Raw genomic sequence first — 25,741 nt, 5'->3', positions numbered from 1 at the left:
AAAGGAGAGATCTGCATGGAAAAGAAAGAACAGGAAATGCTTGAAAAGATACGGTCTGCCTCAGAAGAGCTCCGGGTACCGGAGTCGCTGGAGCCTGCGCGCGTGAGAGAGCTGCTGGAAAAGCACGACAGGGAAAAGCAAGCAGGCAGGAGCAGGAAGCAGGGAAAGGCCGGTCGGTTCCTGCGCTCGGTCCGGGGACGGCAGGTGACGGCGCTGGCGGCGGGGCTGGCTTTGGTGTGCCTGGCGGGAGCTGCCTACACCCTCAGCGTCCGAGAAAGCGGCGGAGCGGGAGAGGCAGACTCCGAAGCGGCCTCCGGGGCTGCGGCTTCCGGGAGCGGACAAAGCTCCGGGAAAACAGGGGAGGGAGAGCTGCGGGCAGCAGGCAGCTACGATGATGTCTACGCTTATCTGGAGGAGTATCAGGAGAAGCAGGAAGAAATAGAAGAGTCCTCCGGCATCTGGGGAGGCGCGCAGCTTGAGTCTGCGTCGGGAGGTGCGACGTCCTCCTCTTCCGGAGTGGCGGAGAGATCCCAGGCGGACAGCGCCTCTGCCGCGGCAGACAGCGGCGCGGACTCCTACAGCGGCAGCTACTCTGACACCAACGTCCGCCAGGCCGGTGTGGACGAGGGGGACGTGGTGAAGACTGACGGCCGCTATATCTACACTCTCACAGATGAGGGGGAAATCACCATCGTGGACACGGAGGGCGGAATGAAAGAGGCCGGCGTGATCAGCGAGGACAGACAGATTCTGGAGTTCTACGTGGCGGATACAAGGCTTATGCTCCTGGCGGGCGCTGTGAATGATATGGGGGAGTATACGGACGGGACGGCCCTTGTCACCTACGATATCTCTGACCGAACGGAGCCCAGGAAGCTGGGGGAGGTGACCCAGAGCGGAAGCTACCGGTCCTCCCGCATGGTGGGGGATTACGTGTACGTGTTTACCACCTTTTACGCGGATATGTTCGCGGCGCAGGAGGCCAGAGAGTCCTACGTTCCCCAGGCGGGCGGCGGCCTGATCCCGGAGAGCTCCATTTACCTGCCTGAGACAGACAGCCCCAGCCAGTATCTGGTCATGACGTCAACGGATATAAAGGCTCCGGACAGAATTGCTGACAGCAAGGCTCTCTTTGCGGGATACGGGGAGCTGTACGTGAGCAACGAAAACATTTACTGGTATGAAAACACATCCGAACACAACGGATTTAGCTGGGAGTACAGTACCCTCATCCGTAAAATTTCTTATAAAGAGGGCAGGCTGGAGGCTGTGGCCAAGGGTTCTGTGCCGGGCACCATAGACGACTCATTTTCCATAGACGAGTATGAGGGAAATCTACGGGTGGTGACTACGGATGAGAGCGCCAACGGGCTCTATATACTGGACCCGGACCTGAAAGAGATAGGGCGCCTCGACAATCTGGCAAAGGGGGAGCAGGTCTACTCCGCCCGGCTGATGGGGGACACCGGGTATTTTGTCACCTTCCGTAACACGGATCCCCTCTTCTCGGCAGACCTGTCAGATCCGGAAAACCCACAGATTCTGGGAGAACTGAAGATCCCTGGCTTCTCGGAGTATCTTCACCCCTACGGAGAAGGGCGGCTCCTTGGAATCGGCATGGACGCGGACGAGGAGACAGGGGCAACGGGAGGTGTGAAGCTGAGCATGTTCAATGTCAGCGACCCTGCTGACGTGAAGGAGGAGCACACGCTGATCCTGGAAAATGTCTACAGCGCCGATGTGCTCTACGACTACAGGGCAGCTCTCATAGATACGGACAGGAACATCATCGGCTTTTCCGCCTACAAGGGAGCCCAGGAAAAATACTACCTGTTCTCATATGACCCGGACAAAGGATTTACCTGCCTCCTGGAGGAGCAGGTCAACGGGAGCAGTCAGAGAGCGGGCAGAGGCCTCTATATAGAAAATGTGCTCTACGTGGTCAAGGGAAATATCATTGAGTCCTACGGGATGGATGATTTTAAGAAGACAGGAGACATTATCCTGTAGAGAGAAAGAAAAAGAGGGTGCGCAGGCCCGAATGTCAGCGCACTCTCTTTTTCAGGACAGGTCCAAGGATCACCGTGAGGGCGATTTTGACCGCATCCCCCGGCAGATAGGGGATGACGCCGATGAGAAGACCTTCCATGACGCCCAGGTTCATCTGCACGCACAGCCATGCCGTGCCGAAGGCGTAGGTCACAGCCATGCCGAGCACAAGTCCGGCCACGCAGGCGCTCCGCCTCCAGTGGAAATGCTCGGCGATCAGTCCTCCGATTACAGTGAGGAAGATAAAGCCGATCAGGTAGCCGCCGGTGGGACCTGCGAATTTCCCTACGCCCCCCGAAAAGCCGGAGAAAACGGGGAGGCCGCACAGGCCCAGAAGCAGATAGATGATGCAGCTGGCCGTGGCCTTCTTCCAACCCAGCAGAAAAATGGAAAATCCCAGCACAAGATTGGTCAGCGTCAGCGGCACCGGGCTGAGCGGGATGGGGATGGACAGAGGTGCCAGTATACATGTGACAGCGGTCATAAGGGCGATGAGCACCAGACTCTGGGTGGAGAACCGGGAGCTGGATGAAGCCTTTTCGTTCGTTATGGACATAGATGTGATCCTCCTTCTGCTGCGACAAAAGGCAGCGCTGTGTTAAAAGCTGATTGCAGTATATAATAAAAACTAACTGATTGTCAACTTAAAAATAAATAGTAGTTAACAATTATATGTCGGAGAAATTAAAAATATCAGAATTATTTATTGCAATAAGAAAATTATAAATTAATTTAAATGAATAAAACAAATAGTGTTGACAAATCAAAGCCCCGGTGCTATTATATAGTCAATCCAAAAGAAATCCATTCCGAAACAAAGCTTCTGACGAGAAAGGAAGCTTTAAAAACAAAAAGGAAGGGTTTCAAAGCATAAATATTATATATTTCATATGTCGGTGAGATATATAGTATTTACCGGGAAATCAAAAGGAAGGAGGCTTAATCCATTGGACAATTCAGAATTTCATTTTCCATATGTCGGTGGTATGGCAGCAGATAGTTCCCAGAGAGTAAGCCTTTATAATAGAGGGACCGATAAAGTTTTATAAGGAAAGTTGATCGGAGAGTACAAAATATCGGTACAAAAAATAATCGATAAAGCTGCAGACATATCGGAACAGATACCACATATAGTTCAAAGATATTAGAGGATGCGTAAAGAAGCATCGAATAATATATCAGAATTTATATCAGGGAGCTGTGTAAAATATAAGTTATAGAAGGAATAGCTCAATATGGTTACAGACAAAGTTATCGTAATAAGGGATGAGGCTGTAACAGCAACGGCTATAGATATTATAATAACTGAGGATATATTTTATACAGATGATTATGAGGGCGATATAAATAAGTGATTTTGGAGATTTTGATCCGGACTTTGAGTTATAAATGTTCGAAGAGAAAGAGCAAAGGCGGGAACTTGATAAAATCGACATTCTATCCTCCGAGATAATATAAAATATGATAAAATTTAATAAAAGATAGCCACTATGACCAATAAAATGATCGTAGTGGCTATTTTTGTGATATATTTTGACATTGACTACCCTGTATGATACACTAAAAGAGTTAAAATATATACATTGTTATATAGAAACATATTTGTTGAGGTGAGAATATTGGATAAATACGAATATCGGGTTAAAACAGAGCAGATGCTTGAATACATGGAAAAAAAGCAGTACAAGAAAGCCATGGAGATCGCTGACACGATCGACTGGCGCCGTGTGAAAAACGCGTCCATGCTCAACAATGTAAGCGAGATTTATGAATATAACGGGGAGTATCAGAAGAGCAGGGATGTGCTGTTTATGGCCTATGACAGGGCTCCGGGGAGCAGGAAGACTGTCTACAGGCTGGGAACACTTGCTTTGAAGATCAATGACACAGATGAGGCTTCGGACTGCTATGAAGAGTTTGTCAGACTGGCGCCGAAGGACCCCAATCAGTTCATCTTAAAATATAAAATACTGAAGGCGCGCCGTGCGCCCCTGTCTGAGCAGATCGAGGCACTGGAGGATTTCAAAAAAGCGGAGTATGTGGAGAAATGGGCCTATGAGCTGGCAAAGCTCTACCATGAGGCCGGCATGACCGCAGAGTGCCTGGAGGAGTGTGATGATCTCATCCTCTGGTTCAGTGAAGGAAAATATGTCTATCAGGCCATGGAGCTGAAGATGAAATACAAGCCTCTGACTCCTCTGCAGCAGGAGAAGTACGACAGCATGAGAGGCGCGTCCACACACGCCGCTCACAGAGACAGGCTGGCTGAGGAGGAAGCGCCTGTGGAGGAGCAGGAAGAGACTGCGGCCCAGGAGGCCCCGGAAGCCGGGACAGGCATGGAGGACGCAGTGGAGACAGTCCAGGAGGAGCCTTCCCGGAACCCATCTGAGCAGAGAACTCCCGAGACACCCGGCACCATCGACGCGGAGACAAGAGAGATCCGGCTGGATGAACTCCGGGCAGCGAGAGAGCAGGCCGCGCAGGCGGACGCCGCTTCTGAAGAGGAGACGACCGAGGCGGAGGAGCCGAGGAAAAAACGCAGGAAAGTGAAGGAGGAGTCTCCTATCCGTAAGACAGTCAAGGGCGCTACCCTGGCTGAAGCTCTGGCCAACGGCGTCAAGGTCGCCAGCGGCATGGACATAGAGGACATTGAGAAGAAGGCCAGCCCCAAGCGGGACGAGGATATGCGCATCACGGGCCAGATGAAGATTGAGGAGATCCTGGCGGCCTGGGAGGCAAAGCAGAAGGATAATGCCGAGGCCATCGAGGCCCAGAAGAAACGGGATGAAGAGAAGCTTGCCGAGAAGAAGCGGGAGGCGCAGCGCCGCCGCGAGGAGGAGGCAAGAAGGATAGAGGAGCAGCAGAGAGCCGCTGAGGAGGCAAGAAGGATCGCCGAGCAGAAGGCGGCTGAGGAGGCCAGAAGGTTGGCTGAGGAGCAGGCTGAGCAGGAGCGGATCCTGGCAAAGCAGAAAGCCGACGAGGAGAAGCGCCTCGCCCGCCAGAAGGCGGAAGAGGAGGAAGCCCTTCTGGACCGCATCGCTTCCGGACAGGTGACAGCCGAGCTGAAGGAGGCTGTGAAGAACGCTGTTCCCCAGGAGGAGGCAGAGGAACCTGCTGAGGAAGAGACAGTTGAGTCAGAGCTGGAGACAGAGATGACCGGCGGCATCGTGGAGACCGAGGAGGCCGATTACGAGGAAGCCGATTATGAGGAGGCGCCTTTAGAGGAGACCCGGGAGCCGGAGCAGGAAGAGACCGATTATGAGGAGTCGGACTATGAGGACGAAGACGACTATGAAGAGGAGCCAACGGAGCCTGCAGGGAAGTCTGATACTGAGCCGGAGGAGAAGGAGGATAATCCTGTCACCGGCATGACAGCCGACCTGCGACAGCTCATGGAAGAACTGGAGGCTGAGGAGAGACAGTCCCGCAGAAAGGATGAGCCGGCAGATTTTGACGATGAATTCCAGGCAGCCTTTGCGGAGGAGTCCTACGAGGATGCGGATCTGGAAGACGAGGATGATTACGACGAGGCAGACTTCGAGGATGAAGACGACTATGAAGAGGAGTCGGCGGAGCCTGCGGATGAGGCCGGCAGCTATGAGGAAGATGACTATGACGAGGCCGATTACGAGGAAGATGATTACGACGAGGCTGGCTATGACGAAGATGACTATGACGAGGATGACTACGAGGAAGCCGGCTATGATGAGGACGACTATGACGAGGATGATCTTGTAGACGACTATGAGGACTACGACGACATAGACGATGAGGATTACGATGACGGCTTCTTCGACGAGGATGAAGAGGAGGAGCCGGAGGAAGAGGAAGGAATTCCCGCGGAGCCTGAGAACAAGCTGACAAGAAAAGAGAAGAGGGCCCAGAAGAAGGCGGAGAAAGAGGCCGCCAAGCAGGCGAGAAAGACAGAGGAGCTTGTCATCGAGGAGCCCACTGAGGAGGAGATCCAGAGAAGGATCCAGAAGGGAAAGGGCGGCGTGCCCTTTGACACTGGATTTGTGGTGACTGGACGTTACGACCTGAGCGCTACCAGCGAGATCGGTCTGAAGGCCGGACTCACGGAGGAGCAGAAGCAGCTCTTCTCCTACTTCGTTCCTGTCCGGGGCATGAGCGAGCAGATCGTGGAGGTACTGGACAATGACCGGAGAGAGAGGAGAGGCGGCACATCCCGCACCGGCAACATTCTGGTCATCGGCCACAAGGGATCCGGAAAGACAGTCCTCGCTGTGGACATGGTGAAGGCCATCCAGAAGCAGAGGAACCTGAAGCAGGGCAAGGTGGCTATCGTGACTGGCGAGTCCCTGAACAAGAAGGATATCCCCAACATCATCCAGAAGCTGCGGGGCGGCGCTATCATCATCGAGAAGGCAGGAAAGCTCAACGCAAGGACAGTCCGGGAGCTGAATATCCTGATGGAGAAGAAGACCGGAGAACTGCTCTTTGTCCTGGAGGATCAGAAGAAAGCGCTGGAGAGACTGTTTACAGCCAATCCGGAATTCAAGAAGAAATTTACATCCAGGCTGGAGCTTCCGGTATTTATCAACGACGAGCTGGTTACCTTCGGGCAGACCTACGCCAAGGAGAACGGCTACAAGCTGGATGAGATGGGTATCCTGGCCCTCTACAGCAGGATCGATGTGATGCAGAGAGAGGATCACGCTGTTTCTGTAGCTGAGGTGAAGGAGATCATGGATGCGGCTATTGACCACTCCCAGAAGGCAAATGTCAAGCATCTCGCCCGTCGGATGTTCCGGAAGGGGACAGACGAGTCAGATCGTATTATCCTAAAGGAAGACGATTTCAAGATCTAAAAACTGTATAAAATGTATAAAAAAGAAGGAGTTTTGACAAAATAGATTGTTCAAAACTCTTTCTTTTTATGGGGTGATAAAGTATAATAGATGTATTAGAAATTGAACATGAGAGGGTGAAATCATGGCAGTAAAGAAGAACATAAAACCTTATGAGATCGGGGAACTTGACCATTATCTGTTCGGGCAGGGAACCCATTACGAGATATACAGGAAGCTGGGCGCCCACCGGGTAAAGGACGGAGATCAGGAGGGCGTTTATTTTGCTGTCTGGGCTCCCCACGCTCAGGGTGTTTCCGTGGTGGGCGACTTCAACGGTTGGAACAGGGAGGCAAATCCCATGGAAAGAGGAGAGCCTCTCGGCATTTACACCTGCTTTGTGCCGGATCTGCCGGAGATGTCACTGTACAAATACTGTATCAAGACCTACAAGGGCGAGTACATCCTGAAGGCGGATCCGTTTGCCAACTATGCGGAGAAGAGGCCGGGGACGGCGTCCAGAGTTGTGGATCTGTCCCATATCTCCTGGACGGACAGTGAGTGGATGGAGAAGCGCAGGACGTGGGATCACACGGTAGAGCCCATGTCCATCTATGAGGTTCATATCGGATCCTGGAAGAAACACCCGCTGACAGAGGACGATGAGGATGGCTTCTACAATTACCGGGAATTTGCTAAAGAGATCGTGAAATATGTGAAATACATGGGCTACACCCACGTTGAGATCATGGGGATCGCGGAGCATCCCTTTGACGGCTCCTGGGGCTACCAGGTGACAGGCTACTTTGCCCCCACATCCCGGTACGGCACGCCGGAGGATTTTGCCTGGATGATCAACTACCTGCACCGCAACAAGATCGGCGTTATCCTGGATTGGGTGCCCGCTCATTTCCCGAGGGATGCTCACGGGCTTGCGGATTTTGATGGAACCCCCACATTTGAGTACGCGGATCCCAGGAAGGGAGAGCATCCGGACTGGGGTACGAAGATTTTCGATTACGGGAAAAACGAGGTGCAGAACTTCCTCATATCCAACGCCCTTTTCTGGATCGAGAATTATCATGTGGACGGGCTTCGGGTAGACGCGGTGGCGTCCATGCTCTATCTGGATTACGGGAAGCAGGATGGCCAGTGGGTTGCCAACAAGTATGGCGGCAATAAGAACCTGGAGGCTATCGGATTTTTCAAGCATCTGAATTCTGTGGTGCTGGGGAGAAATCCGGGTGCGGTGATGATCGCGGAGGAGTCCACCGCATGGCCCAAGGTGACGGGCAAGGTGGAGGACGACGGCCTTGGCTTCAGCCTGAAGTGGAATATGGGCTGGATGCATGATTTCACTGAGTACATGAAGCTGGATCCCTATTTCCGTAAAGGGGCCCACAATCTGATGACATTTGCCATGAGCTATGCCTACAGTGAGAATTACATCCTTGTTCTCTCCCACGATGAGGTAGTCCATCTGAAATGCTCCATGCTGAACAAGATGCCCGGGCTTGGATTTGACAAGTACGCCAACCTGAAGGCAGGCTACGCCTTCATGATCGGACATGCAGGCAAGAAGCTGCTCTTTATGGGGCAGGAGTTCGCCCAGCTCAGGGAGTGGAGCGAGAAGAGGGAGCTGGACTGGTTCCTTCTGGCGGAGCCGGAGCACCAGGCCATCCAGAACTGGATGAGAGACCTGCTCCATTTGTACAGGAAGAACAGAGCCCTCTACGATCAGGACAGCACCTGGGAGGGATTCGAGTGGATCAACGCGGACGACAGGGACAGGAGCATTTACAGCTTCATGCGCCACGGAAAAGGCGGCAAGAAGAATCTGCTCTTTGTCATCAATTTCACCCCCATGGCCAGGGACGACTACCGGGTGGGTGTTCCCAGGAGGAAGCAGTACAAGCTGATCATGAACAGTGATGACCTGCAGTACGGCGGAAAGGGCGAGGTGAGGCCCAAGGTCTACAAGGCTGTGAAGTCCGAGTGCGACGGAAGGCCCTACTCATTTGCCTACAAGCTGCCTCCCTACGGAGTGGCAATCTTTGAATTTTAGAGAGAGTTATGATATGATCTACAGGCGGAAGGAGAGATCCATCCGCCTGTATTTTGGTGTGATACGCCCGGAGGACGTTCGATTAGCGCCGGCCGTGGCGGAGACCATCGAGCGGCAATGCCGGGAGATGAGCGAGATGTCATGATGAGAGGGCAGGGGAAGGGAGCTTTCTCTACCTGATTAAAAGAGGAAAGGAGACAGACAAAATGCGTCTGAGAAATATACCGCGGGCAGAGAGCGTGCTGGAGGCCCACGATAAAGTGATCAAAAATGAGAAGGAGTTAAAGGGCAGGTGGAAGGAAGTCTTTGGAAATGACAACCCTGTCTATATAGAGATTGGCATGGGAAAAGGGCAGTTCCTCACAGAGATGGCGGCCCGGCATCCAGATCGGAACTATATCGGTATCGAGAGGTATTCCAGTGTCCTTCTCCGGGCGGTGGAGAGGCTGGACAAGCTGGAGGCGGACAGCCGGGCTTTGAAAAATATCCGGTTCATCTGCATGGATGCGGCTCAGATCGGCGAGGTGTTTGGGAAGGGGGAGGTGCGGGGCATTTACCTCAATTTCTCTGATCCCTGGCCCAAGAAGAGGCATGCCAGACGGCGACTCACATCCAGGGGATTTTTTGCCAGGTACGACCAGGTGTTGGCGCCGGAGGGCCGGGTAGAGTTTAAGACTGACAACCAGGATCTGTTCCGGTTTTCTCTGGAAGAGGCGGACGAGGCCGGCTGGAGAGTGCTCATGAGCACCTGGGATCTTCACAGCGACCCGGACATGAACAGAGGAAATGTGATGACAGAGTATGAAGAAAAATTTTCTGCAAAGGGAAATCCCATCTGCAAGCTGATTGCCGGAAGGCAGAGATCCTTCCGGGAGGGGGAAAGTCAATAGGCGGAACCCTTCTGCATACTATATAGGGAGAAGATTTTGCGAAGGAGACTGGCATATGGGGAAGAGAAGACCGGGAGGTATCTCCAGGTGGAGCTGCACAATGTACCGGCTCAGAAAGAGAAACCGTCTCATTGACTGCTTTCACAGATCTATGCGTGAGGTGTACCGCATACTCAATCCCAGATGCTGACCCAGGAGAGCGGAAAGGATGTTCTGATGTATCACCTGACAGAGGAGAGCTTTGATATAGAGGTCCTGAGAGAGAAGGGGGCTGTAGTTGTCATGTTTTACGAAAGATGGTGTCCGAAATGCTCCATGACAAAGCCTATTGTGGAGGAGATGGAGAAAAAATACAGAGGAAGGATCAAGTTCTGCGAGGTGGAGGTGGCGGAAAATCCCCGCCTTGCGGCCGCCTGCGGGGCAGACATTGTGCCTGCGTTTCTGTTTGTGAAAGGGGGCGTGGTGGAGGCCTCCATGAAGGGCACCACCGGAGAGAAAATACTGGAAAAAAGGCTGAAGGAATTGCTCTGAGGGGCAGTTCCTTTCTTTTTTCGTGCGCCTGGCGGCGCACGTTTCTTAAGGGTGAAAGTCCCAAATCCGCCCGGTAGCGGGAAGGATATAGCCGAAGGCAAGGGTGCCCATCGTGAGGTGGGATCTGAAGGAAGCCGGATGTGGGGAACATACTAACCCACGGGCAAACCTCTGGTCTGACGGACAGAAATCGCATATAAGGCTGTACATGGGGGTAAGTCTGCGAGACAAGATAAAGCCCGATAGCTACACGGAACCATGTGCAGTAAATGCGGCAGATAGATGGAGGGAAAGAAACGTGTGGTACCCAGGGAGGTCTGTACGGAAAGCCCTGAAAAGGGTAACCATTACCGAGAGGTAATGCTGAGCGTACAGAAGTCAGCAGAGGTCATAGTAGCTGGAAAAAAATTTTTAGCAAAGGACCAAATCAATAGGAGTCCTTAGTACGACTGGGAAAGGAGGAATGGGCAGATGGGTACAGAAAACAGAGAAAGCTGCTCACAAAGAGATAGCGCGGAACGTAAAGGGTATGTGAGAGCGCACCGCTCATTCAACCGGATATGGAAGGAAAGGGACAGTGCAGAGCCGGACATCCTGAGTAAGATACTGGATAAGAATAACCTGAACAGAGCTTACAAGAGGGTGAAGGCAAACAAGGGAGCGCCGGGAGTCGATGGGATGACCATCGAGGAGGCGCTGCCATGGCTGAAGGAACACAACCACGGATTGACGGAGAGGATACGGAGGGGGAAATACACCCCGTCCCCCGTCAGGCGAGTGGAAATCCTGAAGCCGGACGGGGGGATGCGAAGGCTTGGTATCCCTACCGTGATAGACCGCATCATCCAGCAGGCAATGCTCCAACAGCTGATGCCAATCTATAAACCATTGTTCTCGGAGGACAGCTTTGGCTATCGTCCGGGACGGGGAGCAAAAGATGCCATTCTCAGGATAAAGGAGTATATCAAACAGGGATACACGAGGGCAGTTGTGCTCGACTTGTCGAAATACTTTGATACGCTGAACCATACGATACTGCTGAACCTGCTGAGAAAACAGGTAAAAGATGAAAGAGTGGTGCAGATGGTGAAGCGGTACCTGAAAAGCGGAGTGATGGAAGACGGTGTTGTGACAGAGACGAAAGAAGGTACACCACAAGGAGGAAACCTGTCCCCCCTGTTGGCAAACGTGTATCTGAATGAATTCGACTGGGAGTTCCACAGACGTGGCGTACCGTGTATCCGATATGCAGACGATATCGTGCTGCTGGCGAAAAGCGAACGTGCCGCAGAACGACTGCTGGAATCCAGTACGAAGTATCTGGAGGAAACTCTGAAACTGAAAGTGAACCGGGAAAAGAGCCGGACAGTCAGCGTATTCGCCATCCGAAATTTTAAGTATCTTGGCTTTTGTTATGGGAAGAACGGGAAAGGGATATGCATCCGTGTCCATGGGAAGTCATGGAAGAAAGCCAAGGATAAACTGCGCCAGTTCACTTCCCGGAGCAGGTGCGGGAGTATCATCCGAACCATGGAAAAGATAAAAGTATACATGAGGGGATGGCTGAACTACTATGGGATAGCGGACATGAAGAACAACATCATAGGCCTGAATAAATGGCTGTACCGCCGGATACGGATGTGTATCTGGAAACAGTGGAAACAGCCCAGAACCAGAATGAGGAAACTCATAGGACTGGGAGTGGACAGTCATTATGCGGCAACGATAGCCTACGACCGCAAAGGATACTGGTTCAATGCCGGAAACAGGGTAGTCAACTGGGCATTAAGTAAAGAAAGACTGATAAACTGGGGCTTCTATGATTTAGCCACAGCCTATCAGTCTGTGCACGTCAACTATTGAAAGCGCCGGATACGTGAACCGTATGTCCGGTGCTGTGAGAGGACGGGAGCTAATCACTCCCTCCTACTCGATTTCATCCATTTTTAAGAAAAGTTTCGTGTACAATCTGGCCGGAATGTGTTATATTGAGTACGGTAAAGATTAGCGTCGGCGCGTTTCGGCGCTGCATCGGCCAGAAAATAATTAAAAAGGGAGACAAGGTTTTTTAACCGAACAGACTATGAAAATGAAGAAAGTTTTGCCACTTCTTATGGCGGCGGTAATGATGACATCCGGCATTCCCATGGCAGTGTCTGCCTCAGAGACGGGGAGCACCTCGCAGGATGCGGGAAGCGCAGAGTCAGGAACAGGCGATGCAGACGGAACGGGCAGCACTTCCGGGGAGACGGGTTCCCAGAGCGGAACGAATAGCGGAGGTGACGTGACAGGCGGAACCACATCTGACGGAACCGGGCAGAGCAGTACAGATACAGACGGAACCGGACAGGGAACAGGAAGCGCGGACGGCACTGTGACAGAGGATGAACAGCAGAAGGACGATGCTGCAGATGAGAACACAGATGCAGAAGAAGAGGATACAGATACCTCCGAGGGAAACACGGACAGCGGAAAGGTGGTCACTCTCGGCGAGAACTTAAATGAGGAGCAGAGGGCTTCCATGTACGAGTATTTTGGCACATCTCCGGATGAGGTACAGACTATTGTCGTCACACATGCGGACGAGGTGCAGTACATGGAGGGGATTGCCACAGACGAGCAGATCGGACCTACCACAAACAGCTGTGCCTATGTGGAGCCCACAGACTCCGGCGGCATCAAGGTGAAGACGGCCAACCTGAACTTTGTGACGAGCGCTATGATCGCCAGTACCCTGACCACAGCGGGTATGGAGAACTGCAATGTCATCGCGGCCTGCCCCTTTGAGGTGTCCGGCACCGGAGCCCTGACAGGTATTATCATGGCCTACGAGACAGCCAGCGGCGAGGAACTGGACGAGGGACAGAAGGAAGCCGCCATGGAGGAGCTCGTGACGACAGGCGACCTGGCTGACAGCGTAGGCCAGGAGAAGGCTACAGAGGTCATCAAGGATGTCAAGACAGAGGTCATCGATGAGGGACTGACTGATCCGGAGGAAATCGGAGAGGCTGTTGACAATATTGCGGAAGATAACGATATCACGTTGACAGATGACCAGAGAGACCAGGTAGTGGCCCTGATGGAAAAGATTTCCCAGTATGATTACGACGTGAACGCCCTAAAGGACACGCTGAATAATCTGACCGGCGACAGCGGCGTGCTCTCCAACATCTGGAATTCCGTCAAGACCTTCTTTGTGGGATCAAACGACGGCATTCTTAGCGACACAAACGATGAGGCCCTTGGATCCGATGTCATCACTGACAGCACAGTCAATGAGGGCGGATTCAAAGACGGTCTGCTCACAAGAATTAAGAATTTTTTCACAGGTGAATAATATTGCAAAAGCAGACGTAATACTTTTTAAAAGTATTACGTCTGCTTTTGCAGTTGCTGGTGTCCTGTTGTGTCGTCAGCCCCGCTCCATTGTGTCAATTGTTCCGTTGGCTGTGGAAATTCTCCGGCGCAGGCTAGGGAAATCCTGCTTTTGTCAGAGTATTCTCCTGTGAAAAACAGACAGGCCTCAGGCGGAACCGCTCTGGGGCGGATAGAAGAGAAAAAGGTCCGGCGGGAAACAGGTGAAAGAGAAGAACAGGAGGGCGATGAGGAGCCAGCCCAGGAAAATGAGCATGGGGTCAGCCTGGCGGAAGCTCCGGAGCAGGTGGCCGGAGATGACGTAGGAAAAGCAGACTCCGATCAGGAAGATGAGGATGTCGGCCACGAAGAAATCCCTCCCCAGGATAAAGGTGTACAGATAGTATAAAACTACAATGATGGCCATGCCGGCTGTGACGCCTGCCAGCCTGGCGCCAAACAGAGCCCGGGGATTGGGACGCCGGATGAAATACTCCACTGCAGTCAGGAACAGGATGGGGAAAAACAGGAGCTTTAAATGCTCCCACACGGACTCGTTGACTGGTGAAATGAGCGCGGCAAAAGGATTTTTGCCGGAAAAATCATACAGGAAATGAAAGGCGCTTCCCAGGAGCGCCGCCGAGAGCATATAGAGGAAATCCCTCCGTCTGCAGATCTGAAGCAATGCTTGTCCCTCCTTGTCCGGTCCGGCCGGATGTGGCCGGTTGTATTGTTATAAAGTATATATATGCGGGCATAAAGAAAAAAAGAAGAAAAAATTAAAAAAACTGCTTGCATTATTCGAGGAACTGTTATATAATATTTCTTGCGTTGAGGAGTGACTCGACAGAAAATAAAAGATGCGCGATTAGCTCAGCTGGCAGAGCACCTGACTCTTAATCAGGGTGTCCAGGGTTCGAACCCCTGATCGCGCATTCAAAAATCGCTGATTTTAAGGACGTAGAAGCCTTGGGGTCGGCGGTTTTTTTCTGCTCTTTTTTATCGCATTACAGAGAAAAGTCTGTGCGGAATGAGGTATAATAATGTCAGATGGAAAGGCAGATTGAACATGAAGGATAAAGAGACCAGGAAAAAACGGAAAAAGACAAAATGGAAAAGAAGAGTGCTGGCAGTCTGTCTTGTGCTCATTCTGATCCCGGCCGGATATATAGGGGCGATCTTTAGCTGGATGGGGAAGGTGGAGCCGGAGACAGATGCAGTCAGCACAAATACAGAGAGCTCCCTGTACACGCTGGAAGAATTTTCAGAGCGCCTGGAGCCATACAGCGGACTCTATGAGGAGGCTGTCCTCGCCCATGCAGATGAGCCGGACAGCGGAACGTATGTGATACCCGGCCTTGAGTCTGCCCGGACGTTGACCAACAACAGGGCAGAGAGTTTTTCCATCTGTACGAGTATGACACCCCAGGGGATCGCCGTGTCGGAGCGGTATCTCTTTATCAGCGCTTACTGCCAGTCAAAGACCCACAATTCGGTCATCTTCATGATCGACAAGGAGACTCACGAATTTGTCAAGGAGATCGTCCTGCCGGGCAAGGCCCATGTGGGAAGTCTTGCTTACGACGCCCAGAACAATAATCTGTGGGTGTGCGGGAGCCGCAGCGGCATTGCCCAGGTGAACGCCCTGGCCATGGAGAGCATAGAGGAGTATGATTTTTCCGAGAGCTGGAATCCCATCAGCTTCCTCCATGTAAATAACATCCTGGATATACCAAGAAGCTCCTTTATGGCCTATCAGGCGCCTTATCTGTATGTGGGCTACTATTCCACAAAGGAGGACAGCACCATCAAGAAGTATGAGGTGCAGGATGACGGAAATATTCAGAGCGTTCCCATAGAGCACCGCACGTCCAGGATCCGACAGGGGGTGGCGGAGGAAGAGGATCTGAAGATCTCCCCCTATGCCCAGGGCATGACCTTTCTGGGAGACATTCTTTTCCTGTCCTATTCCATGGGTATTGTTCCCTCCCGGCTGGCAGCCTATCAGGTGTCGGACGGGATCCGTGATTTCACGGATGAGATGGCGCTGGAGGATATACGCCTTCCCTACATGCTGGAGCAGATCTGCATGGACGGGGGAACCATGTACCTCCTCTTTGAGTCAGGGGCCTATCCATACCGGTATCTTCCGGGGCTTTCTGTGGACCGGGTGCTGAAGATCGACCTGCTGTGATCTGGAAAATCATTTTTGGAAAATATGTTCTGAAGACAGCGAAAACCCGCTGGCCCTTCGGCCGGCGGGTTTTCGTCGTTGTTATAGTTATCTAAAGGAATGAGAGTAAAGTGTGATGCCTGTTGTCTGGCATCTGTACTTAATGAGGGGGGAAGATAGTTGATGTGTTCTTCAACTATCTGATCTTTATTATAGAGGGAAAATATGTCCAAAGTATGGAGGAAAACTTAAAGAACACGAAAATTTCTTAAAGCGAGATTAAGAAAATCTAAAAACCGTCTGTAAAGTCTACAGAGTCTGCGCGGCACAGCCGCGGGCTTTCCTGCCCGGATGTGCCGCGCCGGGAAGGGACAACGGAAAAACCCGCCGGCCGCTGCGGCCGACGGGTCTGTCTGTTTTTATAACTATTAAAGGAATGAGAGTAAAGTGTGGTGCATCGAAGGGGAGGACCCTTCGATGCGTCTACTTTATGAGGGGGGAGATAGTTGATGTGTTCTTCAACTATCTGTCCTTTATTATACAGAGAAAATGTGTTCAAAATGTGTTTTCTTTCAAAAAGAAACGAAAAAAATATAAAAAACATCTAAAGTAAAGATAAATGAAATCTAAAAGAGAGCATATTTCCTTGACTGTATGACCGCTATACACTTTATGATATGATTGATTTATATAGAGACAGGGAGGTGGGGAGCGTGAACACCCAGCAGGTGGAAAAAGAGACAGGGGTCACTCGCCAGAATATCCGCTATTATGAGAAGGCGGGACTGCTTCATCCGGAACGTGATAAGGGAAATGCGTACCGCATTTATTCAGAAGAAGATGTGGAAGCTCTGAAGATCATTAAAATGCTCCGCATGCTGGATATGCCGCTGGAAGATATACGCAGAGTACTGGAGCGGGAGGAGACCATTACCGAGGCGGTAGCAAGACAGCGGGAGCTCCTTCTGGCACGCCAGAGACAGCTGAAAGCGGCAGTGGACATGTGTGACAGAATACGGAAGGAAGGAGACGAGAAATTCAATGTAGATGCCTGCCTGAACCAGATGGAGGAGATGGAGAGACAGGGAAGCGTTTTCGCCAGGATCGTGGAGGACTACAGGAAGGTAGCCCGGATGGAAGAAAAGAGAGAAATCTGTTTCCATGTCGAAAGGAAAGCAGAACATCCAAAAGACATTATAAAAGAGGTGGAAAAATACGGGGAAGCGAACGGGCTGGATATACAGAGAATAAAAGGGGAAAAGGGAGCGGTATTTTTTCTGGATGGAGAAAAATACGAAGCGAAAACAGTTCGGCTGAGAAAATCGGATATACGAGACGGAAAGAAATACCTGGTTTTGTGCAGAAGATGTTGCTCGCCGGAGGCTGAGAGAGCGGAGGTGCACATGGAGCCGGGAAGGATGAAATTTTTCCAGGCAGTCCATATGATCGTCCGCAATATCGGCAGGCAGAAACAAAAAAGCGTCCTGAATATTCTTGTGTGCATAGTTTCTATTTCTCTTGCGGCTTTTTACCAGACAAACATTGACAGCTGCAGGCAGCAGCGAGATGAGCTGGATCAGATTTATACAATACGCGGAGAGGTCTGGAACTATAATGGAGGAGTAAATTCCGGCCTGAAAATCGGAGAACAGTATGCTTCTGCTTTGAGAGAGAGCCCTTATATTTCAGAACTTCAGGAAAGCGTGGATCTTTGCGGGACGGCGGGTGAAGCGGAAACCTATGTACAGGCAAAGGGGATAAACTGTCTTGCGGCCGCACAGCTTAGGGACAGGGATCTTGCGTGGGAGCCGGGCATGAATGAAGAGACGTTCCTGAAAGGGGAGCGGCCGGATTGCTGCATTGCGGACGACAGATTTCTTTCTGAAAATGGACTGAAGATAGGAGATACACTGTGTGCGCAGATGTTTTACTACACAGAGACAGAGGATGCTCTTGGACTGACGGCAGAGCCCCTCGGCGCTGTGAGGATGGAAATTGTCGGGAGCGGGGACATGGCCGCCGAAGGGGCGCTGCTGTGCCCTTTGCGGGCAGTGCGGAGCAGGTTTGAGGAAAATGGGGCTGTCTACATGCCTTCCAGGATGAGCTTTGCCCTGGAGAGCGGGAAACATCTTGATGCCTTTAAGCGGGAAATGGATCAAGCAGGATTTATGGAAGTGACTGACGGAAGCGGGGCGGCAGGATACTATAAGGGAAATGCCCTTGTCATTGATGACAGCGCCTATTTGGAGGCTTTGGAAAATGTAGAAAAAAACATGCGGTTTTTGCAGGCGTTTTACCCGCTTGCCCTTCTGCTTATGATGGCAGTGGGCTATATTATCTCCTATCTGCTTATGCAGAACAGGAGAATGGAAATGGCGATCATGCAGGCCCTCGGGACAGGGAAGCATAGGATAGCGTTTCAGATCTTTGCCGAGCATGTGACTGTTGCTGCGATGGGATGCCTGTTTGGAGCGTCATTTGCGCTTGCGGCGGGGATTGGCAATGGAATATCTGTGCTGAAAGCGGCGGGATTGTTTCTGCTGTGCTACAGTATGGGCACGTGGATTTCACTGATGATAACAGGAAAATTCAGTGTGATCGCAGCGCTTATGGGAAAGGAGAGGGGATGAGATGGCAATGATAAAAGTAGAGGATGTAAGCTATTCCTATATCAGCAAATACCAGAAGATTGAAGCCTTGAAACACGTGTCCTGCTCCTTTGAGGCAGGAAAAATGTATGCAGTCATAGGAGAGTCCGGAAGCGGAAAGAGCACACTTTTGTCTTTGCTTGCGGGGCTGGATCTCCCGGCGGAGGGGAAGATATACATAGAAGGAAAAGATATGGTTTCGATGGACAGGGATGCCTACAGGAGAAATAAGGCGTCTGTAGTCTACCAGTCGTTCCATCTGTTCCCCCTCCTCACAGCCTGGGAGAATGTCATGTATCCCATGGAGCTGAAGGGGATTTCCGAAAAAGAGGCAAAGACCCGGGCAAAAGGATATTTGTCTCAGGTGGGGCTCCCGGAGAAAATACTGCATCAGTACCCGAAGATGATGAGCGGCGGGGAGCAGCAGAGAGTTGCCATTGCCAGAGCGCTGGCTGCCGAGGGCAGAATTCTTCTGGCGGATGAGCCTACGGGAAATCTGGATACGGAAAATGAGGAGATCATCGCAGATATCCTCCTGAAGTGCGCGCGTGAAAAAGGATATCTCGTCATTGTCGTGACCCACAATCTGATCCTGGCGGAAAAAGCAGACAAGATCTATTCAATGAAGGATGGAAGGATGATGACATATGATCGTGAAAAATAGTATTCGGCAGATGCTCAGGACTCCTGCGCGGACAGCTCTGTTTTTCGTCCTGATACTCGTGTCAATGGCTCTGCTTTCAGTTGGATTGGATTTATGGTATATAAATCGGGACTGTATCAGAGAACTGGAACAGGGATATATGACCATAGCCACTGTGGAGCAAAAAAGGGAAAATGTCAGCTATATGCCTTTGTGGGATGCCGGCACCAAGGATTACAGCTATGTCTTTTCCTCTTCCGATGGCAGGTGGATTGATCCGGAAGAGCTTGACTTTGAGGGGGCTGATTATATCCAAAAGCCAAAGAAACGGGTTTTCTTCGGCGCCTATATGCCGGAGTATGTTCTTTACAACACGGAGGACGGGTATGATTTTGACTACATGATGGAGTCAGGCAATCGCTCTATCATTGCAGAGGTGGAACCGCTGTGGACCGGTAAGGCGGCTCCTGTCAAGGTGCGGGTCAAGCGTCTGCTGATGGGGAATGAAAACCTGTTCCTGGGAGATCTGTGGATCTGTGATCACTATAATCCTGACCCGCCCGTCCTGGAGAGGGGAAAGACATATATTGTGAGTCTTGTATCTGGTATGACCCGGCATGACACAGGAAATGATGAGGATCTTTCGTCGGAATATACCTTTTCTGAGCTTCGCTCGACCCAGTGCACTGCACAGGGAGAGCAGGTGACGGGCAGCTTTGAGGGGCTGAAGATCGATGAGGTCACGGACGGCTTTTATGAGACGGAGAAAGGCAGACAGTGGCTGGCAGTGCTGGATGAGCAGTATCTTTTGGTCAATACAGTCCCGGTACAGCCGGTAGATGATCTGAGGCTTCTCAGAGGATTTTATGAGGGAAATGCCTATGTGGAAGAGGGGAGAGAGTTTACAGAGGAGGAGTATAAAGAAGGGGCATCGGTATGTCTCGTGCCTGACCTGTTTGCGAAAATGAACGGGCTGCAGGTGGGAGATAAGATCACTCTCCCTTTGATCTATGCGAATTATGTTTCTCCGGCGAATGTGTATCCGCCATCCGGCAGCGGGATTGCGGGGGGCTTTTCGTTGATTGATGCCGATGGACAGCTCTATCAGCCATTTGCCGAAGAGACGTGTGAGATCGTGGGGATCTATGCGCAGGATACAAGACGGGATTTTGCGGACGATGCGATTGCCTTCAATGAGATCATCATCCCCGGGATGCTGGTGGAGGGCGGCTGGTCGGAAAATATCGTGGAAGCCAGCCCTATGCGCGCGGACAATACATCCTTCCAGATACCAAACGGCACGATAGCGAAATATATGAAGGGATTTCAGCAGCTTGGATATGATGACCTAAAGATACGTTTCTATGACAATGGGTATTCGGACATGCAGGAGGGAATAGAAAATAGAAAGATCAGCTCGTATACATTTCTGGCAGGAGGAGTCCTGATGACTGTGCTGGTGCTTCTACTTTTCGGCTACCTGTTTATCGGGAGACAGGAACAGAGAACGGCCATCGAGAGGTGCCTGGGAATGACAAGGAGGGGATGCTCGCTCTCTCTGATGTCGGGGATGATGCTTCTGGTGGCGGCTGGGATTATTGCTGGAGGCGTGGCCGGTGCAGCGGGTGTCGCATTGATCGCGAAAGAGGCTGGACAGGAGACGGATTATAATACTATGTACAGTCAGAGCAGCCTTTCTGCCGGACTGGAGGAGGCGCAGGGGGAAACAGATCAGGAAGAGACAGATGTGAACCTGCCCCTTTGCGGAGTGATACCGGCTGCTGTGGCTGTTGCGGTAGTATCTGTGGCAGTCATCGGAGGATTTGCGTACAGGAATTTAAGAAGAGAACCTCTTGTGCTGCTGGAACAATATGAAGAGTAGAGAAAACTGCAGGTCCTCTGCCTTGCCGGATGGTGTGGCGGAGGATCTGTTTTTGTGCAAAATGACAGTTTTTCCTGTGAAAAGAAGAGAAAAAAGATCTTTCGTTTGTGTAAAATTTGTCTGACCTGAGCTGAAATGACCGACTATATATTCTTTCTGCTGAATTTGAAAATCCCACTTATTTGCACCGGCGCCCGGGTGATAAGATAGTACAGCAAAAATGCGCAGGCATTTTTGACAGCACACTGAATCATTATTATAGAAGCAACAGGAGGAGAAATATGCCAAAGAATAAGAGAGAGAGTCTGATTTATACAGTTTTGATGTGTTTTACAATGGTGCTGTGGATGAGCATTTATAATGTAGCAATCCATCAGGGAGAGCTTTCCCTGTCTGTCCTTAAGGACGCCTGGATGGGCCTTCCCATCGCCTACGTGTTCGCTATGGCCTGCGACTGGTTCCTTGTGTCGGGGCTGGCCAAGGGGTTTGCCTTCCGCTATCTGGTGAAGCCCGGAGTTTCCAGCCCTCTGAAGACAGTCATCGCTGTGTCCAGCTGCATGGTAGTGCCCATGGTTATCATCATGTCCTTCTACGGGGCGGCGGAGACCTGCGTGAGGACAGGACAGTGGAGCCCGGTGCTCTTCATCTGGCTGACAAACATTCCGAAGAACTTTGTCATGGCGCTGCCCTTCCAGCTTTTGATCGCTGGGCCGCTGGTGCGTTTCCTGTTCAGAAAAGCCTTCCCGGAGGGCTGTATTCTGATGGAGGCGGCACAGCCGGAGATGTAGCAGAGCGCTGCGACGGGACGGCAGTTTGTAAAAAACAGGGAAATCCCCCCGGAATTTTTGGGTGAACATAGCGGTATTGCATATCGTTGAAAAAATATGACAGGGAAAAATGCATCGAAATGCCGAAAATGAAAATTTAAAAAAGTGATAAATTGGTAAAAAATAATCTTGAAAAAAATGCATTTGCGGATAAGGCGATTTTCCTTGCAAAAAACACATAATTTTGTGCGGAAAGAAAGAAAAAAAGCAGAAAAAATCCATAAAAAAACAATGAAAATCCGGGGCGAAAGCTAAAAGCAAAATTTGTTGACAAATGAATTTGTTAGCAGTAATATTCACAAGAAAAAAATAAGAGAAGGAAGGGGATAATACGGGAGAATTAACTGAAAAACTGATGGAAGAACTGAATTGTACGCCGGTTTTTGAGATCCCCGTTTTCGGCGGTATTGCCGTGAATGAGTCCATTGTTGTGACGTGGATCATCATGGCGGTCCTGACGGTCCTGTCTGTCATCTTTGTTAGAAACTTAAAAGTGGAAAATCCCGGGAAAGTCCAGCTTGCGCTGGAGTCAGCAGTCGGATGGGCGCAGGATTTCTTTGAAGGCATCATTGGAAAAGAAAACAGGCGCTATATCCCTTATCTGATTACCGTGGCCCTCTACCTTGCGGTTTCCAATGTGATCGGACTGGTAGGCTTTAAACCGCCCACAAAGGATCTGAATGTGACGGCAGCGCTGGCCATTATGAGTATGCTCCTCATTGAGTATTCGGGCATACACAGAAACGGCCTGAAACACTGGGTTGGACATTTTGCCAAGCCCGTTCCCTTTGTTGCGCCGATCATGGTGATGGAGGTCTTTATCCGCCCCCTGTCGCTGTGTATGCGGCTTTTCGGCAACATGCTGGGAGGATTTGTGGTAATGGAGCTGGTCAAAGCGGTGGTTCCATTATTAGTACCTATTCCGTTGAGTTTCTATTTTGATATATTCGACGGACTTCTGCAGGCGTATGTGTTTGTATTTTTGACTGCCCTGTTTATGAATGAAGAGATGGAATAGTAAGCAAAGAGATTAAAAGAAAAGGAGATTGAAGATTATGTCAGGAACAATTATTGCAATCGGAGCAGCTATCGCTGTACTTACAGGTATTGGAGCAGGTGTAGGTATCGGTATCGCAACAGGAAAGGCAGCAGAGGCCATTGCGAGACAGCCTGAGGCTGAGGGCAAGATCAGCAAGACACTGATCCTTGGATGTGCCCTTGCGGAGGCAACAGCTATCTACGGCTTCATCATCGGCCTTCTTGTGATCTTCTTCCTTCAGTAGAAATATTGTCAGAACATGAAGTTGGATTACAGGAAAGGCAGGTACTAGAAAGTGCTGAGTTTAGACTTTAATTTTGTCCTGGAAATGATAAACCTGGTCATTCTCTATCTGCTGCTGCGCAAATTTCTGATCGGTCCGATCATGAATATCATGGAGAAGCGCAGGGCGATGATCGCTGACGGTATCCAGAATGCCAACGACCAGCAGGCCAAGGCAATGGAGCTTAAAAGTCAGTATGAGGATGCCTTGAGCGGAGCAAAGGATGAGTCCCGGCGTATGATCGAACAGGCCAAAGCAGACGCTAAGAAGGAGTATGACCGCATACTGAAGGATGCGGACAACGAGGCCGGAAAGATCATGAAGACAGCCAGGGAGACCATTGATCTTGAGAGAGAACAGACACTGAGACAGATGAAGACAGAGGTCGCGGGGCTTGCCATGGACGCTGCAAAGAAGATCATGATGGACAGCTGCAGCGAGAAGGACAGCCAGGCTGTCTACGACCAATTTCTGAAAGAAGCAGGTGATCCCCATGAAGACAGCGAAGACAAATAAAACTGCGTACTGCTCTATGGCGGCGATCCGCTATGCCAGGGTGCTGTTTGACATGGAGCTCCCGGAGGATGTGATCGGGGGGACGGAAGAGATATTTTCAGAGGCCCCCGCTCTTGTCTCGGTTTTGGAAAGTCCTATCGTGACAAAAGACCAGAAGCATAAGGTCATTGACCGGATCTTTGACGAGAGAATACGGAATTTCCTGAAGGTGGCCACAGACTACGGGAAGGCCGGCATCATGCAGGAGATTTTCAGGGCATATCATCAGTATAAAAATGAGATGGCCGGCATCGTGACCGCTCATCTGGCCTATGTGGTTCCGCCCACCGAGGAACAGAAAAAGGGTATGGAGCAGTTTGTGCGCAGAGAATTTCACGCGAAAGGCGTGGTCTGGGAGATGGAAGAGAGGCCGTCGCTGATCGGCGGATTTCTTCTCCTTGTGAATGGCCGGGAGTATGATTACAGCATGCAGGGACGGCTGAAACGATTAGAACAAAAATTGACCTGGAGGTGAAAAACTTGAGTTCGATCAACTCAGATGAGATTATCTCTATCATTAAGGAAGAGATAGAAAATTATGATGTGATCAGCAGAGACCAGGAAGTTGGCTATGTTGTCTCTGTTGGAGATGGAATTGCCTCCGTTTACGGAATAGACCATGCCATGTACGGTGAGATCGTCACCCTGGAGACAGGGCTGAAGGGCATGGTGCAGGATATCAAGACAAATGAAGTGAGCTGTATCCTGTTTGGAGACGACTCCGATATCAGAGAGGGGACAAAGGTAGCCCGCACCGGAAAGAAAGCCGGTATCCCCGTGGGAGAGGGGTACATTGGAAGGGTTGTGGACGCCCTCGGTTCCCCTATAGACGGAAAAGGCGAGATCAAGGCGGACGGATACCGTCCGGTGGAGGAGGAGGCGCCCGGAATTGTGGAGAGAAAATCAGTCAGCGTGCCGCTGGAGACAGGCATCCTCTCCATTGATTCCATGTTCCCTATCGGCCGTGGACAGCGTGAGCTGATCATCGGCGACAGGCAGACGGGCAAGACCTCCATTGCTACAGACACCATCATCAACCAGAAGGGGAAGGATGTGATCTGTATCTATGTGGCTATTGGACAGAAGGCATCCACAGTGGCCCAGCTTGTAAACACGCTGCGGTCCCACGACGCCATGGACTACACTACGGTGTTCTGTTCAACGGCCAGCGAGTGCGCGCCGCTGCAGTACATTGTGCCCTATGCGGCAACCGCGCTGGCGGAATATTTTATGTATCAGGGAAAGGACGTGCTGATCGTGTACGACGATCTGTCCAAGCATGCGGTGGCCTACCGTGCCATTTCCCTGCTGCTGGGACGCTCTCCGGGACGTGAGGCGTACCCCGGAGATGTCTTCTATCTCCACTCCAGACTGCTGGAGAGAAGCAGCCGCCTGAGCGAGAAGGCGGGGGGCGGCTCCATCACGGCGCTGCCTATCATTGAGACCCAGGCGGGTGATGTTTCCGCCTACATTCCGACAAACGTGATCTCCATCACGGACGGACAGATCTTCCTGGAGAGCGACCTTTTCAACGCCGGTATGCGTCCGGCTGTCAACGTGGGACTTTCTGTGTCCCGTGTGGGAGGCGCTGCCCAGACTAAGGCTATGAAGAAGGCGTCCGGAAGCGTGCGTATCGACCTGGCTCAGGCCAGGGAGCTGGAGTCCTTTACCCAGTTCAGCTCGGATCTGGACGATGTCACAAAGACCCAGCTGAAATACGGAAGCTGCCTGACAGAGCTTCTGAAGCAGCCTCTTGGAAATCCGCTGAGCCTTCACGAGCAGGTTATCACACTGTGCGTAGCCACCCACAAGCTCATGCTGGATGTAGATACAGACAAGGTAAAACAGTTCCAGACAGATATGCTTGCATTTTTTGAGAACAGTCATCCTGAGATCTGTCAGACCATTGAGGAGAAGAAGATCCTGGATGATGAGCTGACAGAGCAGATTTTAAATGCCGCAAAGGAATTTAAAGAGAAAAGGTAAGCAGGTGT

The 25,741-nt window shown here is 51.2% G+C and carries 21 protein-coding genes and 1 tRNA gene; 20 read left to right on the top strand and 2 right to left on the bottom strand.

From position 1 onward, the window contains the following. Window positions 1–15 precede the first annotated feature (15 nt). Entirely contained in the window at window positions 16–2,010 is a 1,995-nt protein-coding gene (locus H7U36_RS10045) for a beta-propeller domain-containing protein (protein ID WP_191493595.1), read from the top strand. A 34-nt stretch (window positions 2,011–2,044) separates the two neighbouring features. Here H7U36_RS10045 and H7U36_RS10040 read toward each other — a convergent pair whose 3' ends face one another. Next, on the bottom strand, window positions 2,045–2,605 hold the full coding sequence (locus tag H7U36_RS10040; RefSeq protein ID WP_033126155.1) for a biotin transporter BioY: 561 nt from the start codon (window positions 2,603–2,605) through the stop codon (window positions 2,045–2,047). Window positions 2,606–3,716: 1,111 nt separating this feature from the next. On the opposite strand from H7U36_RS10040, the gene H7U36_RS10035 reads away from it, so the two are divergent. The 8 genes from H7U36_RS10035 to H7U36_RS10010 all read left to right on the top strand — a co-directional run bounded on the left by H7U36_RS10035 (window position 3,717) and on the right by H7U36_RS10010 (window position 13,680). After that, the gene (locus H7U36_RS10035; RefSeq protein WP_243426749.1) at window positions 3,717–6,878 is read left to right on the top strand and encodes a hypothetical protein; all 3,162 of its coding nucleotides are present in this window, start codon (window positions 3,717–3,719) and stop codon (window positions 6,876–6,878) included. A gap of 124 nt (window positions 6,879–7,002) precedes the next feature. Beyond that, window positions 7,003–8,922 carry a 1,4-alpha-glucan branching protein GlgB gene (glgB, locus tag H7U36_RS10030; RefSeq protein WP_033126157.1) on the top strand — a complete coding sequence of 640 codons (1,920 nt, stop codon included), beginning with the start codon at window positions 7,003–7,005 and terminating at the stop codon, window positions 8,920–8,922. 13 nt (window positions 8,923–8,935) lie between these two features. Then, complete coding sequence (locus tag H7U36_RS15315) at window positions 8,936–9,067, top strand: hypothetical protein (protein WP_275951602.1); 132 nt, start codon at window positions 8,936–8,938, stop codon at window positions 9,065–9,067. Window positions 9,068–9,128: 61 nt separating this feature from the next. Then, window positions 9,129–9,812, top strand: a complete 684-nt coding sequence (gene trmB / locus H7U36_RS10025; protein WP_205156091.1) for a tRNA (guanosine(46)-N7)-methyltransferase TrmB — start codon at window positions 9,129–9,131, stop codon at window positions 9,810–9,812. A gap of 55 nt (window positions 9,813–9,867) precedes the next feature. Further along, window positions 9,868–10,002: a hypothetical protein gene (locus H7U36_RS15310; protein ID WP_255349848.1), complete on the top strand. Its 135-nt coding sequence runs from the start codon at window positions 9,868–9,870 to the stop codon at window positions 10,000–10,002. Continuing rightward, window positions 9,996–10,343: a thioredoxin family protein gene (locus H7U36_RS10020; protein ID WP_205156090.1), complete on the top strand. Its 348-nt coding sequence runs from the start codon at window positions 9,996–9,998 to the stop codon at window positions 10,341–10,343. The genes H7U36_RS15310 and H7U36_RS10020 overlap by 7 nt, the downstream gene beginning before the upstream one ends. A gap of 471 nt (window positions 10,344–10,814) precedes the next feature. Then, entirely contained in the window at window positions 10,815–12,206 is a 1,392-nt protein-coding gene (gene ltrA, locus H7U36_RS10015; RefSeq protein ID WP_205156089.1) for a group II intron reverse transcriptase/maturase, read from the top strand. Between the two features lie 226 nt (window positions 12,207–12,432). Beyond that, window positions 12,433–13,680, top strand: coding sequence for a DUF1002 domain-containing protein (locus H7U36_RS10010; protein ID WP_243426748.1), 1,248 nt, complete (start codon window positions 12,433–12,435; stop codon window positions 13,678–13,680). A gap of 186 nt (window positions 13,681–13,866) precedes the next feature. Here H7U36_RS10010 and H7U36_RS10005 read toward each other — a convergent pair whose 3' ends face one another. Then, a complete protein-coding gene (locus tag H7U36_RS10005) occupies window positions 13,867–14,382 on the bottom strand; it encodes a DUF6512 family protein (protein ID WP_205156088.1) in 516 nt (171 codons plus the stop codon). 177 nt (window positions 14,383–14,559) lie between these two features. Here H7U36_RS10005 and H7U36_RS10000 point away from each other — a divergent pair. The 11 genes from H7U36_RS10000 (at window position 14,560) to atpA (ending at window position 25,733) form a co-directional block, all read left to right on the top strand. Continuing rightward, window positions 14,560–14,632, top strand: a tRNA-Lys gene (locus H7U36_RS10000). Window positions 14,633–14,766: 134 nt separating this feature from the next. Beyond that, complete coding sequence (locus H7U36_RS09995) at window positions 14,767–15,891, top strand: YncE family protein (RefSeq protein WP_191428378.1); 1,125 nt, start codon at window positions 14,767–14,769, stop codon at window positions 15,889–15,891. A 656-nt stretch (window positions 15,892–16,547) separates the two neighbouring features. Next, a complete protein-coding gene (locus H7U36_RS09990; RefSeq protein WP_205156087.1) occupies window positions 16,548–18,500 on the top strand; it encodes a MerR family transcriptional regulator in 1,953 nt (650 codons plus the stop codon). A gap of 1 nt (window position 18,501) precedes the next feature. Beyond that, window positions 18,502–19,182, top strand: coding sequence for an ABC transporter ATP-binding protein (locus tag H7U36_RS09985; RefSeq protein WP_191428380.1), 681 nt, complete (start codon window positions 18,502–18,504; stop codon window positions 19,180–19,182). 139 nt (window positions 19,183–19,321) lie between these two features. Beyond that, window positions 19,322–21,043 carry an FtsX-like permease family protein gene (locus H7U36_RS09980; RefSeq protein WP_205156086.1) on the top strand — a complete coding sequence of 574 codons (1,722 nt, stop codon included), beginning with the start codon at window positions 19,322–19,324 and terminating at the stop codon, window positions 21,041–21,043. A gap of 281 nt (window positions 21,044–21,324) precedes the next feature. Then, entirely contained in the window at window positions 21,325–21,831 is a 507-nt protein-coding gene (locus H7U36_RS09975) for a DUF2798 domain-containing protein (RefSeq protein WP_205148431.1), read from the top strand. Window positions 21,832–22,225: 394 nt separating this feature from the next. Next, window positions 22,226–22,888 (top strand): F0F1 ATP synthase subunit A, encoded by a 663-nt coding sequence (locus H7U36_RS09970; protein WP_033126163.1) that lies wholly within the window; start codon window positions 22,226–22,228, stop codon window positions 22,886–22,888. 37 nt (window positions 22,889–22,925) lie between these two features. Further along, window positions 22,926–23,153, top strand: coding sequence for an ATP synthase F0 subunit C (gene atpE / locus H7U36_RS09965; protein WP_033126164.1), 228 nt, complete (start codon window positions 22,926–22,928; stop codon window positions 23,151–23,153). Between the two features lie 51 nt (window positions 23,154–23,204). Continuing rightward, window positions 23,205–23,708 (top strand): F0F1 ATP synthase subunit B, encoded by a 504-nt coding sequence (atpF, locus tag H7U36_RS09960; protein ID WP_033126165.1) that lies wholly within the window; start codon window positions 23,205–23,207, stop codon window positions 23,706–23,708. Then, window positions 23,686–24,222: an ATP synthase F1 subunit delta gene (atpH, locus tag H7U36_RS09955; protein ID WP_191429105.1), complete on the top strand. Its 537-nt coding sequence runs from the start codon at window positions 23,686–23,688 to the stop codon at window positions 24,220–24,222. Before atpF ends, atpH begins: the two co-directional genes overlap by 23 nt. A 5-nt stretch (window positions 24,223–24,227) precedes the next feature. Next, window positions 24,228–25,733: a F0F1 ATP synthase subunit alpha gene (atpA, locus tag H7U36_RS09950; RefSeq protein ID WP_033126166.1), complete on the top strand. Its 1,506-nt coding sequence runs from the start codon at window positions 24,228–24,230 to the stop codon at window positions 25,731–25,733. The last annotated feature ends 8 nt before the right edge of the window (window positions 25,734–25,741 follow it).

The sequence above is a fragment of the Faecalicatena fissicatena genome (genome assembly GCF_016900595.1).
Classification (GTDB): domain Bacteria; phylum Bacillota; class Clostridia; order Lachnospirales; family Lachnospiraceae; genus Claveliimonas; species Claveliimonas intestinigallinarum.
This window is presented reverse-complemented; position numbering and strand designations above follow the sequence as displayed.

Bases quoted from the DNA above. Each gene is read 5' to 3' on its own strand.
- H7U36_RS10045 (WP_191493595.1), top strand. From the start codon at position 16: ATGGAAAAGAAAGAACAGGAAATGCTTGAAAAGATACGGTCTGCCTCA.
- H7U36_RS10040 (WP_033126155.1), bottom strand. From the start codon at position 2,605: ATGTCCATAACGAACGAAAAGGCTTCATCCAGCTCCCGGTTCTCCACC.
- H7U36_RS10035 (WP_243426749.1), top strand. From the start codon at position 3,717: ATGGAAAAAAAGCAGTACAAGAAAGCCATGGAGATCGCTGACACGATC.
- glgB (WP_033126157.1), top strand. From the start codon at position 7,003: ATGGCAGTAAAGAAGAACATAAAACCTTATGAGATCGGGGAACTTGAC.
- H7U36_RS15315 (WP_275951602.1), top strand. From the start codon at position 8,936: ATGATCTACAGGCGGAAGGAGAGATCCATCCGCCTGTATTTTGGTGTG.
- trmB (WP_205156091.1), top strand. From the start codon at position 9,129: ATGCGTCTGAGAAATATACCGCGGGCAGAGAGCGTGCTGGAGGCCCAC.
- H7U36_RS15310 (WP_255349848.1), top strand. From the start codon at position 9,868: ATGGGGAAGAGAAGACCGGGAGGTATCTCCAGGTGGAGCTGCACAATG.
- H7U36_RS10020 (WP_205156090.1), top strand. From the start codon at position 9,996: ATGCTGACCCAGGAGAGCGGAAAGGATGTTCTGATGTATCACCTGACA.
- ltrA (WP_205156089.1), top strand. From the start codon at position 10,815: ATGGGTACAGAAAACAGAGAAAGCTGCTCACAAAGAGATAGCGCGGAA.
- H7U36_RS10010 (WP_243426748.1), top strand. From the start codon at position 12,433: ATGAAGAAAGTTTTGCCACTTCTTATGGCGGCGGTAATGATGACATCC.
- H7U36_RS09995 (WP_191428378.1), top strand. From the start codon at position 14,767: ATGAAGGATAAAGAGACCAGGAAAAAACGGAAAAAGACAAAATGGAAA.
- H7U36_RS09990 (WP_205156087.1), top strand. From the start codon at position 16,548: ATGATTGATTTATATAGAGACAGGGAGGTGGGGAGCGTGAACACCCAG.
- H7U36_RS09985 (WP_191428380.1), top strand. From the start codon at position 18,502: ATGGCAATGATAAAAGTAGAGGATGTAAGCTATTCCTATATCAGCAAA.
- H7U36_RS09980 (WP_205156086.1), top strand. From the start codon at position 19,322: ATGACCATAGCCACTGTGGAGCAAAAAAGGGAAAATGTCAGCTATATG.
- H7U36_RS09975 (WP_205148431.1), top strand. From the start codon at position 21,325: ATGCCAAAGAATAAGAGAGAGAGTCTGATTTATACAGTTTTGATGTGT.
- H7U36_RS09970 (WP_033126163.1), top strand. From the start codon at position 22,226: ATGGAAGAACTGAATTGTACGCCGGTTTTTGAGATCCCCGTTTTCGGC.
- atpE (WP_033126164.1), top strand. From the start codon at position 22,926: ATGTCAGGAACAATTATTGCAATCGGAGCAGCTATCGCTGTACTTACA.
- atpH (WP_191429105.1), top strand. From the start codon at position 23,686: ATGAAGACAGCGAAGACAAATAAAACTGCGTACTGCTCTATGGCGGCG.